This is a genomic window from Micromonospora sp. NBC_01392 (assembly GCF_045040125.1).
Classification (GTDB): Bacteria; Actinomycetota; Actinomycetes; order Mycobacteriales; family Micromonosporaceae; genus Micromonospora.
The window spans coordinates 4,169,341-4,187,065 of the sequence record NZ_CP109549.1 but is presented as its reverse complement, the minus strand read 5'-3'; the positions used below and the strand labels follow the sequence as shown (position 1 = coordinate 4,187,065).

Here is a 17,725-nt window from a genome sequence, read left to right as displayed (position 1 = left end):
AGTCGTGACATGAGGCATGGACGCGGTCCCCACGTCCCACCGCGCGGCGACGCTCCCGACCGGTCGGGAGCGTCGCCGCGCGGCGGGGTCGGATCAGTAGTTGAGGGAGCAGAACTCCGGGTGGCCGACCGCGGTGCCGGTGCACTCGACCCGGGCGTCGGTCGGGTACACCTTGACCGTCATGGTCGAGGTGAAGTTCGCCGGTGTGAACGTCAGCGATCCGCCGACGCCGAACGGCTGTCCGCTGACGGTGCCGGAGAAGTTGCGCCCCCAGGTGGCCGCCGTGCCGAGGGTGTACGGCCCGCCGACGGCGGTGGGCGGCGTGCCGGACTTGGTGTAGCTCTTCCGTTCGAGGTTGGTGGTGACGCCGCCGCTGGTCCGGTCCGCGTTGCTGGACACGATCTTGGCGTAGGTGACCGCGCTGCCGTTCGAGCACCACTCGACGTTCATGGTCATGAAGGCGGTGGTGGCGCTGACCGTGCCGGTGCTGCCGTTGGCGTAGACGACGGGCACGTTGAGCTCGTTCACCGGGATCTTCATCTGGAGCCGGTAGGCGCTGCCCGAGGCCTGCGCGCAGGTGCCCTGAAGGTATCCGGTGTACGTCGCGGCGCTGGCCGGCGGCGCGGCCACCGCGACCAGGCCGGCCGCGCATCCGGCGGCGAACAGCGAACGAATCATGTTGCGGGTGACTCGCGACATTTCCTCTTCCTCTTTCTCGTCCCACGCGAGGTGGGACAACGGCAATTGTTCCTGCGTCGGGGCGCAGGGTGGGGTGGGAGCGTCCGGCTTCGCCCGGCTCGCATCAGTGCTGGTCAAGCCGACCTGAGCGGCCGGTCAACGCGAATTCCGTTCCCCGCTCCCATTCGTATCATCCGATCCCGGGGAATGCACCCGGAGGAAGGTGAATTGCTTTTGCTGTCACAACAGTTGACCCGGAAACTGTCTTAGCATTTTTCTTTCCGCGTCACTGAGCTGGCACGGACCCGGCGTGCCACCCCTAGGATCGGCGGGCATGACTGTCGATCCGGCGGACCACCGGCTGCGCCGGGCCCGGCGCGTCACCCTGCTCTCGCTGGGCACGAACGGGTGGACCACGGTGCTGCTGCCCGCCGTCGGCCTGCTCCGGGAGCCGGACCCGGTGCGGGCGGTGCTCGGCGTGGTGGGGTTGCTCGGCTTCACGGTGGCCCAGGTGGCGGTGCTGCACGCGGCGGTCACGCCCTGGCTCGCCGCCCCGGCCCGGCACCGCCGGCATCTCGCGCTGGCGGTGGCCGCGCTGCTCAGCCTGCCGCTGGTCGGGCCGGTGGCGGGCGGCGCCTGGCCGACCTGGGCGTGGCTGGGCGCGTCGCTGGTCGGCATGACGCCGTTGCTGTTCCGGCCGGCGGTGGCGGTGGCCGCGGCGGCCGGGGTGCTCACCGCCGCGGCCGGGGTCACCGTGGCGACCGGCGGACCGCTGCCCACGGCGCTGCTGGTCACCGGCGGGGTGGGCGCCGGGATCGCGCTGCTCACCTGGGTCCAGGTGTGGTTCTGGGACCTGCTGGTCGAGGCCCGGCAGGGGCAGGCGGCCGGGGCGCGGCTCGCCGCGGCCGAGGAGCGGCTGCGGTTCGCCCGCGACGTGCACGACCTGCTCGGCCACGATCTCACCGTGATCGCGCTGAAGGCCGAGCTGGCCGAGCGGCTGGCGTCGGTGGACGGCGCCCGCGCCGGGCGGGAGGCGGCCGAGGCGCGTCGGCTCGCCGCGTCGGCGTTGACCCGGGTCCGCGCCACCGTGCACGGCTACCGCGTCGTCGACCTGGCCGAGCAGGCGGCGGCGGTGGGGGAGGTGCTGCGCTCCAGCGGGGTGCGCTGCACGGTCGAGTCGCCGGTCGGTGCGCTGCCCGCCCCGGTCGCCGCCGACCTGGCCGCCGTGCTGCGCGAGGCCGGCACGAACGTGTTGCGGCACAGCCGGGCCGGCTGGTGCCGGATCGAGATCACCCGGGACGATGGGCTGGTGACGCTGACCGTACGCAACGACGGCGTCCGGGGCGACGGCCCGGACGCCTTCAGCGGTGGCCTCCGTGGCCTCGCCGACCGGCTCGCCCCCTCCGGGGGCCGCGTCCGGGCCTCCACCGAGGACGGCGTGTTCAGCCTGGTGGCGACCGTGCCGGTGACGCCGTGATCCGGGTGCTGCTGGCCGACGACGAGGAGTTGATCCGGCTCGCGCTGGCCGCGCTGCTCGACCTGGAACCGGACATCGAGGTGGTGGCGCACGCCGCCGACGGGCGGGCCGCCCTGGCCGCCGCGCTGGCCCACCGCCCGGACGTCGCCGTGCTGGACCTGGAGATGCCGCCGCCCGACGGCGTGGCGGTCGCCGCCGAACTGACCCGCCTGCTGCCCGGGTGCGCCCCGGTGATCCTCACCGGTCACGGCCGGCCCGCCCAGCTCCGGCCGGCGCTGGCGGCCGGGGCGCGCGGGTTCCTCGCCAAGGGCGCTCCCGGCGGCGCGCTGGCCGACGTGATCCGCCGGGTGCACTCCGGCGCGCGCTACGTCGACCCGGCGCTCGCCGCCGACGCGTTGACGTTGCCCGAGTGCCCGTTGACCCCGCGCGAGCTGGAGACGCTGCGACTGGCGGAACTGGGCACCCCGGTCGCGGTGATCGCCCGCCGGACCCACCTGGCCGCCGGGACCGTCCGCAACCACCTGAGCGCCTGCGTGCAGAAACTCGGCGCCGCCGACCGGGCCGAGGCGGTCCGGCGGGCCCGCGAGGCCGGCTGGCTCTGACCCGGGCGGTCCGCAACCGGGTACCGGACGTCCCCGCCGTCCGCCGGGGACTAGCCTGATCCCGTGCGGACGGTGGAACTGCTCTGCTCACCCGAGCTGGACGCCACGGTGCGGGCAGCCTGGAGCCGGCTCGCCGCCGCCGGCCTGCCCAGCCTCGCCCGCAACACACACCCGACCAACCGGCCGCACCTGACGCTCGCGTCGGTCGACGACTTCCCGCCCGGCGCCGAGCAGCGTCTCGCCGACCTCTGCGACGCCGCGTTGCCGCTGCCCGTCCGGCTCGACCGGCTGGCGGTCCTCGACGGCAGCGCGCCGCTGGTCTGGCTGGTCCGTCCGACGCCGCAGCTGGTCGCGCTGCACGGCGCGGTCTGGGACGTGCTCGCCGAGGCGTCCGGCCCGCACCCGTGGCACCTGCCCGGTCGCTGGGTGCCGCACCTGAGCCTGGCGTTGCGTTTCCGGGGGGCGGACCGCCGCCGCGCCCGGGCGGTCGCCGGCGCGGACCGCCCGGGCGGGGAGTTCGTGGCCGCCCGCAGCTACGACGGCGACACCCGCACCGTCACCGAGCTGACCGCCACCTGCCCGCGCCCCGGCGGCTGAGCCGGGGCCGCCCACGTGGTGGGGCGGCCCCGGACGCGGTCAGCGGTGGAAGCGGAGGTAGTCGAACTCCGCCGTCACCGCCGGCGTCGCGCCGCCGTGGGCGACCAGGCCGATCCGCGGCGTGGTGTCGGCCGGGAAGGTCCACACCGCGCCCCACGTCCAGTGCGTCCCGTCCCGGCTGGAGCCGGCGCGGAACTCGTGCTCGCCGGTGACCCGGTCGACGTGGTGGGCCAGCCGCAGCCAGGTCGTGGTCCCCGGGGTGCCGACGATGCTGCCGCCGTAGACCGGCTGGCCGGCGAAGGGCAGCTCGTAGCCGAACTCGACCTGCCGGGTGTTCCAGATGGCCACCTGGCTCAGCCGGGCGAACCGGTCGTCGTCGACGTACGCGACGAGGCCGGCCTGCTGGTAGTTGCGGACGGTCTCCTCGCCCAGGTCGAGCGTCACCCTGGTCTCCGCGACGTAGTCACCGGCCGGCGCGTCGCGCAGCAGCACCCCGGCGGTGTTGGCGGTGCCGGAGAGGTCGGCGTCCTGGACCGGCCAGCGCAGCGCGCCGCCGGACACGGTCGCGGCCGGGTCCTGGCGCACCCACCGCCAGGCCGGGTCGAGGCCGCCCGAGAACTCGTCGGAGTAGTCGCGCAGCACCGGGCCGACCCGGGGCGGGGCGACCTCGTGCCGCACCGGGCGGTACAGGCGGGCGGCGCTGACGTTGTCGAACTCGGCCGGTCCGCCCTCGGCGCGCAGCGCCAGTGGGCCGTTCGCCGGCCGGGGGAGCCGCACCGACACCCGGGCGACCGGGTCGCCGAGCCGGGACGGACTGAGCGTGGCGACGAGCTGCCGCCCGCGGACCTCCACGGCGAGGTTGTGCCGGTCGCGCAGGTCGGTGCCGGCGGGCAGCGGCACGCTGGCGGTCCCGGCGGCCAGCCGGCCGCCGCCGACCCGGACGTCCACCGTGCCGAGCCGCAGCCCGGCCGTGGTCGCGCCGGTCAGCCGCAGGTCGGTCTCGACCCGCAGGTCGCCGCCGAGGCCGGTACGCGAGGTGAGCGTCCCGGTGCCGGTCAGCACGCCGCCGGCGGCCCGCCACGAGCCGGACCCGGTCCGCCAGCCGCGCAGGTCGGCGGTGTCGAAGCGGGCGTCGACGCGACCGTTGGTGACCGGTGCGGGACGGGCGCCGTCGGAGGGGCCGGCGCCGGCGTTCACGGTCGGCCATCCGTCGATCCAGTCGAGGCGGTCCAGCAGCATCGGCCGCTCGTTGACGCCGAACGGCTCGTCCAGGTAGGGGTCGGCCCGGTCGATCGCGTGGTAGGCGATCCAGTCCTGCCCGGACAGGTCGGTGAGCACCGCGTTGTGGCCGGTGCCGATCCACCGGTTGCCGTTCTGGGTCAGCACCGGCGTGCCGCCGGCCCGGGAGACGTCGAGGCGCTGGCCCTCGCGGTCGACGAACGGGCCACGCGGGTCGCGGGCGCGGCCGACCTGGACGGAGTAGCCGGTGGCCGGGCCGGCGCAGCAGTTCGCGGTGGAGGCGAAGAGGTAGTACCAGCCGTCGCGGCGCAGCGCGTACGCGCCCTCGAACTTGTTGTCCACCGCGACCGCTGTCGACGTGCCGACCGCGCGCAGCCCGTCGGGGGTCAGCTCGGTGACCGAGATGCCGCCGTAGTAGCTGCCGTAGTAGAGGTAGGAGCGGCCGTCGGCGCCGGTGAGCTGGCTCGGGTCGATGGTCCACAGGTAGCCGCCGCCGGCGCCGGGGCGCGGGGCGACCACCGGCGTGTCGACGAACGTCCAGGGGCCGGCCGGGCTCGGCGCGGTGGCCACGCCGACGGCGGTGTCGAACGTGTCGTCGGAGACGGTGGTGTCGGTGACGGTCATGTACATCACCCAGCGCCCGCCGATCCGGCGCACGTCGGGCGCCCAGAACGCGGAGCCGGGCGCGGCGTAGGCGGGCCGCTGGTCGGCGCTGAACGCGTCGCCCACGTAGCTCCAGTCGACCAGGTCGGTGGAGCGGGCGATGGGCACCCGGTGGGCCCGGCCCTCGCCCTCGCGCAGCGGGTCGGAGGTGCCGAAGGCGTACCAGATGCCGTCGTCGCCGCGGACCACGACCGGATCGGCGAAGGTGTCGGCGAACCCGGCGGAGACCGGGTTGCGGTAGCGGTCGGGCCCGGCGGCGGGCGCGGGCGCCGCCCCGGCGAGCGTCAGGGTGAGTACGGCGGCGAGCACGCCGCCGCGGTGGAGGTGTCGCATCGGGCCTGCCTCGGAGTCGACGGAGGTCACTGCGGTGCACACGTTTGTACAGCGTTGGATACAACGTTGTAAAGAACCGTTCGGAGGAGAGTGGGCGCATTGCCCCCGGCACTCCCGTCCCGGGTGATTACGTGAGGTCCAGACCCCGTTGCACCGTGTCCCGACGAGAGGGGACGCAGACCATGCGAGTGCCCAGCCGTAGCCCCGGTCGCCAGCCCGGCCCCACCGCCGCGTCCACCGCTCCCGCCCGCCGGCTGCCGGCCGTCGACCGGCACGCCGGGCCCGACCTGGCCGCCTACCGGGCGGCGGTGGCGGACCTGCTGGTCGAGGTGGGCGCGTTGGCGGACGCGCCCTCGACCACCGCCCGGCAGGTGCTGCTCGACCAGCGGCTGCGCGAGCCGGCCATCGCCGCGGTCCTGGACGCCACCCCGCAGGGACTGGTCGGCGCGCGGGAGACGCTGCTGCTGGAGATGGCCCGCTACCAGCCCAACGCGCGCAGCTCGGCGCACGACCTGACCGCGCTGGTCCGGATCTTCCTGCTCTCCCGCGTCGACGTGCTGTGGTGGCGGGACAGCCCCACCTTCCGTACCGACGACCAGGTGCGCACCAGCATCGAACTCGTCGACCTGGAGTGGCTGCGCCGCCGCGGGCTGCTGGAGTTCCGCTACCGCGAGCAGCCCGCCACGGTGCTGGGACGCGGGCTGCACGCGGTCCGGCGCCGGGTCCGCCCGGGTGCCAGCCCGCGTACCGCGGGTCTGCTGTTCCGCCGGGCCCGTCGCGAGATGATCGCTCTCCTCAACGACCTGGCCCGGGAGTTCGCCACGGTCGCCCGCGCCGGCACGCCGCCGCTCTGGGTGACCAGCCTGGCCCGCAGCGCCGAGCACCAGTACCGGCTGCGCCGGCTGGGGTACGCCGCCATGGTGCCCAGCGGGCACTGCCTGGGCTGGGCGGCCGACGTCGAACTGGACTGGTACGAGCGGTTCGGCGCGCGTACCGCCCTGGCCGGGCTGCTGCTGGGCCGGCAGGAGGCCGGCGAGATCAACGTGGTCGACGAGGGACAGGCCTGGCACCTCTGCCTCGCGCCCTCGGCCCGTCGCCGGTACCGGCGGGCGTACGAGGCCGAGATGGGGTGCTGACCCGATGTGCGGGATCGCGCTGAGCATCGGCCCGGAGGCCGACCCGGCCACCTTCCGGCGGATGCTGGCCGCGCTGGCCCCGCGCGGCGAGGTGACCGAGACCCGGCAGGAGAACGGCCTGCTGGCCGGCGTACGCCGGTTGCGGATCGTGGACCGGGACCGGTCCGTGCAGCCCTGGGTCTCACCCGACGAGCGGCACCTGCTCTGCTTCAACGGCGAGGTCTTCAACCACCACGAGCTGCGCGCCGAGCTGACCCGGCTCGGCCACGTCCTCCGCACCACCGGCGACACCGAGGTGGTGCTCGCCGCGTTCCGCCAGTGGGGCGAGGGCGCGGTGCGCCGGCTGCGCGGCGAGTACGCCTTCGTGGTGGCCGAACGTGCCGGCGGTCGGGCGTACCTGGCCCGGGACCCGCTCGGGGTGAAGCCGCTCTACTGGTCCCGCGGCCCGGGTTGCCTGCACCTGGCCTCCGAGGTCAAGGCGCTGGTCGGGCACGGCGCGCCGATCAACGAGGTGCCGCCGGGGCACCACGGCTGGGCGGGGCCCGACGATCCGGTCCGGCTGCGCCCGCACGTCGACCTGCTCACGCTCGGCGCCGGACTGCCGGTGATCGACGACCCGGACGAGGCCGCCCTGCTCGTCCGCGTCGCGCTCACCGACGCCATGCGGACCCGGTTGGACACCGACCTCACCGTGGGTGTGGTGCTGTCCGGCGGCCTGGACAGCTCGCTGGCGTTGCTGCACGCCCGGGAGCTGCATCCGGACTGCGTGGCGGTGACCGTCGGCGCCCCGGACAGCCCCGACGTGGCGTACGCGCGGCGGCTCGCCGCCGACCTCGGCGTGCCGCACGAGGTGATCGAGCTGCGTCCGCGCGACATCCGCCGCGCCGACGTGCGCGAGGCCATCCGGATCTCGGAGCTGACCGAGTACGGCGACATCATCAACGCGGTGGTCTCGGTGCCGATCTTCCGGCGGCTGCGCGAGCTGGGCGTGAAGGTGGTGCTCACCGGCGACGGCTCGGACGAGCTGTTCGGCGGCTATCCCATGTACCACCAGGTCGGGCCGGAGCGGTCCCGCCGGCTGTTCCTGCACAGGATCCGCAACCTGTGCCGGACCGAGTTGCAGCGGGTGGACCGGGCCAGCATGGGGCACGGCGTGGAGGCCCGGGTGCCGTTCCTCGACCTCAGCGTCGTCGAGCTGGCCATGCGGCTGCCGCTGGACCTCAAGCTGCGGGACGGGCAGGAGAAGTGGATCGTCCGGCGGGCCTTCGCCGACCTGCTGCCCGACTACGTCCGGCGCCGGCCGAAGAACCCGATGTCCTACTCGTCCGGGCTGCACGAGCGGGCCCGGCTCTACAAGCCGCTCTTCGCCCGGCTGCACCGTTCCTTCGGCTACGACCTGCTGGAGCCGGTCCGGCGCGACTTCGACAGCGTGCTCACCCGGTGCGGCAACGACCTGGACCGGGCCATCGCCGACGGCGTGGCCCGGCCCGACTACACCGTGCTGGAACACGCCCGGGACCTGGTCGGGGCGGCCCGGTGGAACGCCGCGCCGATGGTGCGCCGGCTGGTCAACCCGCGGCGTACCCCTTGATCATCGGTTCGCGCCGGTTCCTCGATGGACATCGTGCGTGGTCTCTTCTAGCGTCTCGGGCATGCGGAGGACGCTCATCGCCACCGGTCTCGCACTGCTGCTGCTCGGCACCGGCTGCGGGGAGAGCCGCCCGTCGGCCGGCCCGGCCGGCGGCGGCACCCCGACCGCGTCCCGGCAGGACCCGGGCCAGGCCGAGCGCACGCTGGCCAGCCTGCGCAAGGTCGACGACCTGCCGCTGTACGAGATGACCTACGTCGGCGACTACGACCCGACCGCCGGGGTGGCCGACAGCACGCCGCCGAGCCCGTTCGGCTGCTCGCTGTTCGCCGCGCTCGCCGACCGGGACCGGCCGCTGTTCGCCCGCAACTTCGACTGGCAGCCGAACCCGGCGCTGGTGCTGCGCACCGACCCGCCGGACGGGTACGCCTCGATCTCGCTCGTGGACATCTCCTACCTGGGCGTCCCCGCCGACCCGGCCGGTGACCGACGGCTGCTCGACGCGCCACTGCTGCCGTTCGACGGGATGAACGAGCGCGGTCTCGCCGTGGGGCTCGCCGCCGACGACGGGGCGCGGGCCGAACCGGTGGCCGGGCGACCCACCGTCGGCTCGGTGCGCATCCTGCGCCTGGTGCTCGACGCGGCGGCCACGGTGGACGAGGCGGTGGCCGTGTTCGAGCGGTACAACCTGGACTTCGACGGCGGCCCGCCGCTGCACTACCTGCTCGCCGACGCCACCGGGGCGTCCGCCGTGGTCGAGTTCGTCGACGGAAAACTGCGCGTCGACAAGCGTCGGGGCCCCTGGCAGGCGCTGACCAACGTGCCCGCCGTCGGCGTGCCGGACCGGGAGCTGCGCCAGGACCACCGGTACGGCGTGCTGGCCCGGGAGCTGGACCGGGCCGGCGGGACGGTCGACGCCGCCGGCGCGCTGCGCCTGCTCGACGCGGTCCGCCAGTCGCACACCCGCTGGTCCGTGACGTACGGGCTGCGCAGCGGCGAGGTGCGGCTGGTGACCGCCGGCGGCGGCGCCCGCGACTACCGGCTGCCGATGCGTTAGCCGACCGGGTGCCCGCGCCGGCGGGCGAGCACCTCGAGGTCCGGCTCGCCGAACCGCTCGACGAGCGCCGCGAACCGGGCGACCTTGTCCGCGCCGAAGCGCCGCACGGCCGCCGAGTACGAGGCGGCGGTGACGAACGTCGGCGGCGTCGTCTTGCTGTGGAACTTGTCCGCGTACATCACCAGCACCTCCTCGTCGGTGACCGGGGTCCAGTCCGCGACCGGGAGCGGGAGCCGCTGCCGGAGCACGTCCTCGCGGGTGAGGCCCACCCCGGTGTGCCGGGAGCAGAACCGGCCGAGCGTCTCGGGCAGGCCCGACTCCCGCAGCAGCGCGTGGCCCAGCACGCCGTGCCGGACGTAGTTCGCCCGGTCGAACCGGCCGGCGGCGTCGTGGAGGCGGTAGACGCCGATGTCGTGCAGCAGGCTGCCGGCCCGCACCAGGGCGACGTCCAGGCCCGCGCCGTGTCGCTCCAGCAGTTGCTCCGCCACCTCGCACACGATCCGGCAGTGCGTCCAGACGAGGTGGAACGCCGCCTCCGTCGGCGCGTGCCGTTCGTGCAACGCCCGGATCTGCGCGTCCGTCGGCACGGCGGTCCGCTGCTCGATCGTCATGTCCCGGGTCCCCTCCCAAGGGTCGGGCCCGGCCCCCCGCGGGGGTGCCGGGCCCGGTGCCGCCGTCGTCAGGTCACCAGCTCAGGTAACCCCCCTGGGTCTGCGCGTTCAACTCGGGCACCAGCAGGAACTGCGCCAGCCAGGTGCGCGGGTCGCGCAGCTCCAGCACGTCCAGTCCCTTCTGGATGTCGCTGGAGTAGATGTGACCGTTGTACCAGTAGGCCGACCAGGAGCCGCCGGTGCGCAGCTGGGTGGCGTCCAGCGGGCCGCGCTCCCAGTAGGCGATCTCCGTGGGCGTGCGGGAGTCGGTGAAGTCCCACACCGAGATGCCGCCCTGGTACCACGCCTGGACCATGATGTCGCGGCCGGGCACCGGGATCAGCGAGCCGTTGTGCGCCACGCAGTTCTCGGTGTCGGCGTTGACGCGGGGGATCTTGTAGTAGCTGCGGAACGCCAGCTTGCGGGCGTCACCGCGACCGGTGATGTCGTAGATGGCGTCCGCGCCCCGGTTCGGGCCGACGACCTCGTTGCAGGTGGCCGCGCCGCCGCCGCCCAGCTCGTCGGTGAAGACGACCTTGGTGCCAGCGTTGTTGAACGTGGCCGAGTGCCAGAACGCGAAGTTCTCGGTGTCGGTGACCCGCTCGATGACCCGTGGCGCCTCCCGGTCCTTGATGTCCAGCAGGATGCCGTCGCCCATGCACGCGCCGGCGGCCAGGTCCTTCGACGGGTACGCGGTGATGTCGTGGCAGCCGGTGGTGGCGGACTTCTCGCCCGGGATGCCCGGGTAGCCGCCGTCCGGGAAGAGGTTCGGCGTGGCCACCACCGAGGCGGTGGTGGGGTTCTTCACCGGCACCTTGACGATGGAGATGGAGTCGTGCGGCGGCTGGCAGTCCGGGAACTCGGCCCGTGGGCTGTACGACGAGACGTACAGGTAGACGTCGCGCCGGTTCTTACCCGGCACCAGCGTGTGGGTGTGCGACCCGCACGCGGTCTCCACCGACTTGATGTAGCGCGGGTTGCGCTTGTCGCGGATGTCGAAGATCTTGATGCCCTCCCAGGACTCCTGCACGGAGGCGGGCTGGGCGGTGCTGGCGCACGAGTCGTCGCTGCGGGACGAGTCGGTGGACAGGAACAGCAGGTCGCCATTGACCGAGATGTCGTTCTGCGAGCCGGGGCAGAGCACCTGCGACACGATCGACGGCCGGCTCGGCCGCGACACGTCGTAGATGACGAAGCCGTCGTAGTTGCCGACGAACGCGTACCGGCCCTGGAAGGCGATGTCGGTGCCCAGGGCGGCCGTGGTGTCGAACGGGGCCTGCTTCGGCAGGTTGGCCACCTGACGCAGGTTGGGGCTGCTGGAGATCTCGTCGACCCCGGGGACGGCGTTGTCCGCGGTGGCCGGCGCCGCCTGGGCGCGGGGCAGTTCCTGGGCGCTGCTCGGCGGTGCGGCGACCACGCCGGCGAGCAGCAGGCCGGCGGCGGCGAGGCTGACGGTCCGGGTACGGGACATGCGGATGTTGATCATCGGCAACACCCTTCGAAAGGGGGATGATGATTCGCCACACCTTACCGATCGGTGACCATCATCAATGTGATGCCGGTCACATCGAGGAACTTTACGCTCTGGATAGGATCGCTGTCACCTCGACCGGAGGGAGGGTCGTATGACCGGCCGGCAGGCACGCGTGTGGCTTCCCGTCACAGCGCTGGTGGCGCTCCTGGTGCTCGGCGGCCTGGCGCTGACCGGGCCCGACGACACCCGTCCGGCGGCGGCCCGGCCCAGCCCGGCCGCCACCGCCCCGACCACACCGGCCGCCACCGGCTCGGCGCCGCCGGTGCTGGTGCCGGGACGCCCGGGGGAGCCGGCCGCCACCCGCGACGGCGGGCAGGTCCGCAACTCGGCGCCGCGTTTCAACAGCCTCGACGTCTGGTACGTCCGGATGATGATCCCGCACCACGAGCAGGCGCTGGAGATGGCGACGCTCGCTCCCGACCGGGCCGCCGACCCCCGGATCCGCGCCGTCGCCGACCGGATCCGGGCCGCCCAGGGGCCGGAGGTCGGCGTGCTGCGGGCCTGGCTCAGCACCCGCGACCTGCCCGCCGAGGTCACCGGACACGACCACGCCACCATGCGCGGGATGCAGTCCACCCAGGCGGTGCGGCAGCTCGCCGCCGCCCGCGGCGCGGCGTTCGACCGCCTCTTCGTGCAGATGATGACCGCCCACCACCAGGGCGCGGTGGTGATGTCCACCGACCTGCTCAGGGTCGGCGCGGACCAGGCCATGCAGGAGTTCGCCAACGCGGTGGCCGTCGAGCAGTCCGCCGAGATCACCCGCATGCAGGCCCTCCTCACCCGCTGACCGGGCCCCGGCAGCACGCCCGGCCCGCCCCGTACGCTGGGTGACCGTGGACCGCCTGATCCTCGGCCGCCCGGTGCGCGGCGTCGCGTTCGACGCCGCCGTCTCCGGGCTGGTCGTCGTGTTCGCCGTGCTCGGCCTCCTGGCCGAGCAGGGCGGCCTGCCGGCGTTCGCGGTCGGCGTGGCGATGGCGGCGGCGTTGTTCTTCCGGCGCACCCACCCGTCCGCGGTCGCCGTCGTGGTGGCCGTGCTCGCGCTGGCCCAGGTGATCGTCGGCTGGGGGCCGCTGGGCTACGACATCGGCGTGCTGATCGCGCTCTACAGCGTGGTCAAGTACGCCGACCGGGCGCGCGACGGGATCCTGGCCGGGATCGGCGCCGCGATCGGCGTGCTGCTCTCCGCGCTCTCCTGGCCCGGGCCGTCGCCCTGGTGGGCGGGCGCGCTCTACTACGGCCTGGTCACCGGCGCGGTCTGGCTGGTCGGGCTGAACGTCCGCACCCGGCGGCTCTACGTGCTCAGCCTGGAGGAGCGCGCCGCGACGGCCGAACGCGAGCGGGAGGCCGAGTCACGGGCCGCGGTGGCCGAGGAACGCACCCGGATCGCCCGCGAGCTGCACGACGTGGTCGCGCACAGCATGGCCGTCATGATCGTGCAGGCGGACGGCGTGCGGTTCACGCTGGACCGGGACCCGGCGACCGCGCGCGAGGCGGCCAAGGTGGTGGCGGACACCGGCCGGCAGGCGCTGGAGGAGATGCGGCGGCTGGTCGGCGTACTCCGGGAACCCAGCCGGCCGGAACCGGCCGCGATGGCCGACGAGCCGGCGCACCGGCGTCCCGCGCTGGTCGAGCTGCCCGCGTTGCTCGACCGGTTCCGCGCCGCCGGGCTGCGGATCGACTGCGGCGGCGCCGGCACTCCGGTGGCGTTGCCGCCCGGCCTGGAGCTGACCGTCTACCGGGTGGTGCAGGAGAGCCTGACCAACGCGCTCAAGCACGCCGGCGTGGGCGCGTCGGTCGAGCTGACACTCGACTGGGCCGCCGACGCCGTCGCGGTCCGGGCCGTCGACGACGGGCGCGGTCGCCCGGTGGTCCGCCCGGCGCCGTCCGGGGGGCACGGCCTGGTCGGCATGCGGGAACGGGTCGGGGTGTACGACGGCAGCCTCGCCGCCGGCCCCACGCTGGCCGGCGGATGGCGGGTGGAGGCCCGGCTGCCGCTGCCCGCGGCGGCCGGCACCGAGGAAGGGAGCGCGGCGGCATGACCGTGCGGGTGATGATCGTCGACGACCAGGCGCTGGTGCGCGCCGGCTTCCGGATGGTGCTCGACTCCCAACCGGACCTGGCGGTGGTCGGCGAGGCCATCGACGGCGCCGACGCGCTGCGGGTGCTGGACCGGGTCGAGGTCGACGTGGTGGTGATGGACCTGCGCATGCCCACCATGGACGGGGTGGAGGCGACCCGACGGATCTGCGCCCGGTCGGCCGCACGCCGGCCGCGCGTGCTGGCGCTCACCACGTTCGACACCGAGGCGGACGCGTTCGCCGCGCTGCGCGCCGGGGCGAGCGGCTTCCTGCTCAAGAACGTGCCCCCGGAGGAGCTGCTGGCCGCGATCCGGGTGGTCGCCGAGGGCGACTCGGTGGTGGCGCCGTCGATCACCCGGCGGCTGCTCGACCGGTTCGCCGGGCAGCTCGGCGCGGCCCCGGCCGAGGACCCGCGGCTGGCCCAGCTCACCGAGCGGGAACGGGAGGTGCTGCTGCTCGTGGCGCAGGGGCTGTCCAACGCCGAGATCGCCGTCCGGGTGCACGTCGCGGAGGCGACCGTGAAGACCCACGTGGGCCGCATCCTGGCCAAGCTCCAGCTCCGCGACCGGGTGCAGGCCGTCGTGCTGGCGTACGAGAGCGGGCTGGTCACGCCCGGCGGTTGACCCGGCGTACGCCTCGGGGCGTACCGGCGCGACCGGGCGGTGCGACCGGAGGCGTACGCGGGTCGAGCACGCCGGTGGAGATCACCGCCGGGGTGCCGGCCCTAGCGTCGGAAGGGTCACCAGACCGCGTCCGACAGGAGCACCACGTTGCCCGCAACCCCGACCACAGGCGTCGCGCTCGCCGCCCGTGACCTGCGCAAGGAGTACGGCGTCGGGCAGTCCCGCGTCGTCGCGCTGGACGGCGTCGACCTCGACCTGGCCGCCGCCCGGTTCACCGCCGTGATGGGCCCCTCCGGTTCCGGCAAGTCCACGCTGCTGCACTGCCTCGCCGGCCTGGACCGGCCGTCGAGCGGCACGGTCCGCATCGGCGAGGCGGATCTGTCCCGGCTCGACGACCGTCGGCTCACCCGGCTGCGCCGGGACCGGATCGGCTTCGTCTTCCAGCGGTTCAACCTGCTGCCCACGCTGACCGCCGAGGAGAACGTCGTGCTGCCGCTGGCCATCGCCGGCCGGCGGTCCGACCCGGCGTGGCTGCGGCAGGTGGCGGCCGCGGTCGGACTGGCCGACCGCCTCGGTCACCGGCCGGCCGAGCTGAGCGGCGGCCAGCAGCAGCGGGTCGCGGTGGCCCGGGCGCTGATCACCCGCCCCTGGGTGATCTTCGCCGACGAGCCGACCGGGAACCTCGACTCGCGCGCCGGCGCCGAGGTGCTGCGCCTGCTGCGCGAGGCGGTGGACACGCTCGGCCGGACCGTCGTCATGGTCACCCACGATCCGGCCGCCGCGGCGTACGCCGACCGGGTGGTCTTCCTGGCCGACGGCCGGCTCGTCGACGAACTGCACCGGCCGACCACCGGCCAGGTCCGCGACGCGCTCGCCCGGCTCGACCCGGCCGTGACCCCGGTGGGGCGGTGAGCGGGATGCTGCGCCTGACCCTGCGCCAGGTCCGCGCCGAGGGCCTGCGCCTGCTGCTCTCCTCGCTGGCCATCGTGCTCGGCGTCGCGTTCGTCGCCGGCACGCTCATGCTCACCGACGGCATGCGGGCCGGCGCGTACGAGCGGGCCGGCGCGTTCGACAGGCACACCGACCTGGCCGCGTACGCCGGCTCCCGGCCGCTGTCACCGGCCCTGGTCGACAGGGTCCGCGCGGTCGACGGGGTGGCCGCCGCCGCGGGGGAGCTGACCGGCACCGCCGGCGTGGTCGGCGCGGACGGCCGGCCCGTGCTCGGGTACGCGGTCCTCGCCGCGATCCCCACCGAACCGGCCCTCCAGTCGTACGACGTGGTCGCCGGGCGGTTGCCGCAGCGCGCGGGCGAGTTGGTGCTCGACGAGCGGACCGTCGCCGGGCAGCGGTTCGTGCTCGGCGCCCCGGTCTCCGTCGGCGGCGCGGGCGGCGCGGCCCGGCCGTACACGCTTGTCGGCGCCGTCGACGTGGCCGGCACCAACCGCGACGTCGGCGGCCCGTTCATCGGGCTGACCGGCGCGGACGCCCTCGTGGTCGGCGGCGAGCGCGGATACGGGCGGATCATGGTGGCCGCCCGGCCCGGGGTGGACCCGGTGGCGCTGGCCGACCGGGTCCGGGCGGTGGTGGGGCCGGGCGTGCCGGTCCGGGACCGCGCGGCCGTGCTCGACGCGGCGGTCGCCGAGGCGGTGCGCGACCTGCGGCAGTTCGAGCTGCTGCTGGGCACGTTCGCGGCGGTGGCGGTGGTGGTGGCCGGCTTCGTGATCGCCAACACCTTCGCCATCGTGCTCGCCCAACGCTCCCGGCGCACCGCGCTGCTCCGGCTGGTCGGCGCGACCCGGGGGCAGATCTACCGGGCCACGCTGGTCGAGGCGGCGCTGACCGGGCTGTTCGCCTCCGTGCTCGGCGTGCTGGCCGGCTTGGCGCTGTCCGCCGGGCTGGGCGCGTTGCTGGGCGGCACCGGGGCGCCGGTGGCCGACGGGATCACCGTGACGGCCCGTACGGTGCTGCTCTCGGTCGGGTCGGGCGTGCTGCTCACCGTGCTGGCCGCGGCGCTGCCGGCCTGGCAGGGCACCCGGGTCGCGCCGGTGGCCGCGTTGACCGACGCGGCGACCCGGCCGGCCCGCCCGGCCGGCCGGGTCCGCCTCGCGGTCGGGGCGCTGATCCTCGCCGCCGGTGTCGCGGCGCTGCTCGGCGCCGGGACCACCGGGCAGGTGCCGCTGGTGGCGGCCGGTGGACTGCTGGCCTTCGGCGGCATCGTGGCGTTCGGTCCGGTCCTGGTGCCGGCGCTGGTCCGGGTGCTGGGCGCACCGCTCCGCGCGCTGTTCGGCGCCCCGGCGACGCTGGCCGTGGCGAACGCGGTACGCAACCCGCGCCGGGTCGCGGCCACCGCCACGGCGATGGTGATCGGGATCGGGCTGGTCTCGTCGTTCGTGGTCGGCGCCGGCAGCGTCAAGGCCGGCATCGAACGCGCGGTGGACGCCCGGGTCGGGGTGGACTTCCTGGTCACCGGCATCGGTGGGGAGCTGCCGGCCCGGCTCGTCGACGAGCTGGCCGCCCGGCCGGAGCTGGGCGTGGTGCACGAGCAGCGCAGCCGGGTGACCGACGGCGTCGAGGTGCGGGCCGCGCACCCGGCGCTGGTCCGCCGGACGCTGTCCGCCGTGGACGCCGGCGACCCGGGCGCGTTCGGGCCGGGCTCGGTGCTGGTGCACCGCGAGCTGGCCGCCGCCCGGGGCTGGACGGTCGGCACGACGGTCACCGTCGCCGGCCGGCCGTTCCGGGTCGCCGCCGTGGTGGCGGACGACCGGCCGGCGACGGCCGGCGGCCGGGTGCCGACGGGGCACGTGGTGGAGCTGGTGGACGCCGACTTCGGCCGCCTCTTCCCCGCCGAACGCGGCTACCTGGCGGAGATCGACCCGGCGGACGGGGTGAGCCCGGACGTCGCCCGGTCCGCCGTCGAGTCGGTGGTCACCCGCTATCCGACGGTCAACGTGCTGGACCAGGCCGCCTACAAGCGGATGCTCACCGGCACCGTCGACCTGGTGCTGGGCTTCGTCACGGTGCTGCTCGGCCTGGCGGTGGTCATCTCGCTGGTGGGGGTCGCCAACACGCTGAGCCTGTCGGTGGTGGAGCGGACCCGGGAGACCGCCGTGCTGCGCGCGGTCGGCCTGAGCCGCGCCGGGATGCGGGCGGCGCTCGCGGTCGAGGCGGTGCTCACCGCGCTGGTCGGCACCGTGCTCGGCGTCGCGCTGGGCATCGCCGTCGCGGCGGGCGCGATGGCGGTGGTGGCCCGCGTCGGTGGCGACTTCACGGTGGTGCTGCCGTGGGGGCGGCTCGGGCTGATCGTCGCGGTGGCGGTGCTGGCCGCGCTGCTCGCCTCCGTCCTGCCGGCCCGGCGCGCGCTGGCCCGGCCGGTGGTGGCGGCGCTCGGCGCGGACTGACCACCGTCGCCGCCCCGGACGCCGGGCGCGAGCCGCTGCCCAGGTGGTGGGACCGGCTCGCGCCCGGCGGTG

Annotated in this window: 15 protein-coding genes; 11 read left to right on the top strand and 4 right to left on the bottom strand. The window is 75.1% G+C overall.

All coding sequences use genetic code 11. The features are described 5' to 3' along the window. Positions 1-93: 93 nt before the first annotated feature. Positions 94-699, bottom strand: coding sequence for a hypothetical protein (locus OG767_RS18245; protein ID WP_281941679.1), 606 nt, complete (start codon positions 697-699; stop codon positions 94-96). A gap of 313 nt (positions 700-1,012) precedes the next feature. Between OG767_RS18245 and OG767_RS18240 the strand changes: the two genes are divergently transcribed. From OG767_RS18240 to OG767_RS18230, 3 genes are all read left to right on the top strand, one after another. Further along, on the top strand, positions 1,013-2,155 hold the full coding sequence (locus OG767_RS18240; protein WP_405089659.1) for a sensor histidine kinase: 1,143 nt from the start codon (positions 1,013-1,015) through the stop codon (positions 2,153-2,155). Next, entirely contained in the window at positions 2,152-2,757 is a 606-nt protein-coding gene (locus tag OG767_RS18235; RefSeq protein ID WP_396778014.1) for a response regulator, read from the top strand. The genes OG767_RS18240 and OG767_RS18235 overlap by 4 nt, the downstream gene beginning before the upstream one ends. 63 nt (positions 2,758-2,820) lie before the next feature. Further along, positions 2,821-3,354 (top strand): 2'-5' RNA ligase family protein, encoded by a 534-nt coding sequence (locus tag OG767_RS18230; RefSeq protein ID WP_405089658.1) that lies wholly within the window; start codon positions 2,821-2,823, stop codon positions 3,352-3,354. Between the two features lie 39 nt (positions 3,355-3,393). On the opposite strand, the gene OG767_RS18225 is transcribed toward OG767_RS18230, so the two are convergent. Next, complete coding sequence (locus tag OG767_RS18225) at positions 3,394-5,589, bottom strand: family 43 glycosylhydrolase (protein WP_405089657.1); 2,196 nt, start codon at positions 5,587-5,589, stop codon at positions 3,394-3,396. Between the two features lie 182 nt (positions 5,590-5,771). On the opposite strand from OG767_RS18225, the gene OG767_RS18220 reads away from it, so the two are divergent. The 3 genes from OG767_RS18220 (at position 5,772) to OG767_RS18210 (ending at position 9,370) form a co-directional block, all read left to right on the top strand. Beyond that, the gene (locus OG767_RS18220) at positions 5,772-6,725 is read left to right on the top strand and encodes a hypothetical protein (RefSeq protein ID WP_405089656.1); all 954 of its coding nucleotides are present in this window, start codon (positions 5,772-5,774) and stop codon (positions 6,723-6,725) included. A 4-nt stretch (positions 6,726-6,729) separates the two neighbouring features. Beyond that, a complete protein-coding gene (locus tag OG767_RS18215) occupies positions 6,730-8,316 on the top strand; it encodes an asparagine synthetase B family protein (RefSeq protein ID WP_405089655.1) in 1,587 nt (528 codons plus the stop codon). 61 nt (positions 8,317-8,377) lie between these two features. Next, positions 8,378-9,370 carry a linear amide C-N hydrolase gene (locus OG767_RS18210; protein WP_405089654.1) on the top strand — a complete coding sequence of 331 codons (993 nt, stop codon included), beginning with the start codon at positions 8,378-8,380 and terminating at the stop codon, positions 9,368-9,370. Here the strand turns inward: OG767_RS18210 and OG767_RS18205 are convergent. After that, positions 9,367-9,981, bottom strand: coding sequence for an HDIG domain-containing metalloprotein (locus OG767_RS18205; protein ID WP_405089653.1), 615 nt, complete (start codon positions 9,979-9,981; stop codon positions 9,367-9,369). The genes OG767_RS18210 and OG767_RS18205 overlap by 4 nt on opposite strands. A 73-nt stretch (positions 9,982-10,054) precedes the next feature. Next, the gene (locus tag OG767_RS18200; RefSeq protein ID WP_405094243.1) at positions 10,055-11,491 is read right to left on the bottom strand and encodes an LVIVD repeat-containing protein; all 1,437 of its coding nucleotides are present in this window, start codon (positions 11,489-11,491) and stop codon (positions 10,055-10,057) included. A gap of 154 nt (positions 11,492-11,645) precedes the next feature. Between OG767_RS18200 and OG767_RS18195 the strand changes: the two genes are divergently transcribed. From OG767_RS18195 to OG767_RS18175, 5 genes are all read left to right on the top strand, one after another. After that, positions 11,646-12,341 carry a DUF305 domain-containing protein gene (locus tag OG767_RS18195; protein WP_405089652.1) on the top strand — a complete coding sequence of 232 codons (696 nt, stop codon included), beginning with the start codon at positions 11,646-11,648 and terminating at the stop codon, positions 12,339-12,341. 40 nt (positions 12,342-12,381) lie between these two features. After that, positions 12,382-13,593: a sensor histidine kinase gene (locus OG767_RS18190; RefSeq protein WP_405089651.1), complete on the top strand. Its 1,212-nt coding sequence runs from the start codon at positions 12,382-12,384 to the stop codon at positions 13,591-13,593. After that, a complete protein-coding gene (locus tag OG767_RS18185) occupies positions 13,590-14,255 on the top strand; it encodes a response regulator (protein WP_405089650.1) in 666 nt (221 codons plus the stop codon). The genes OG767_RS18190 and OG767_RS18185 overlap by 4 nt, the downstream gene beginning before the upstream one ends. A gap of 147 nt (positions 14,256-14,402) precedes the next feature. Next, on the top strand, positions 14,403-15,167 hold the full coding sequence (locus OG767_RS18180; protein ID WP_405089649.1) for an ABC transporter ATP-binding protein: 765 nt from the start codon (positions 14,403-14,405) through the stop codon (positions 15,165-15,167). A gap of 5 nt (positions 15,168-15,172) precedes the next feature. Next, positions 15,173-17,653, top strand: a complete 2,481-nt coding sequence (locus OG767_RS18175; protein WP_405089648.1) for an ABC transporter permease — start codon at positions 15,173-15,175, stop codon at positions 17,651-17,653. Positions 17,654-17,725: the final 72 nt, after the last annotated feature.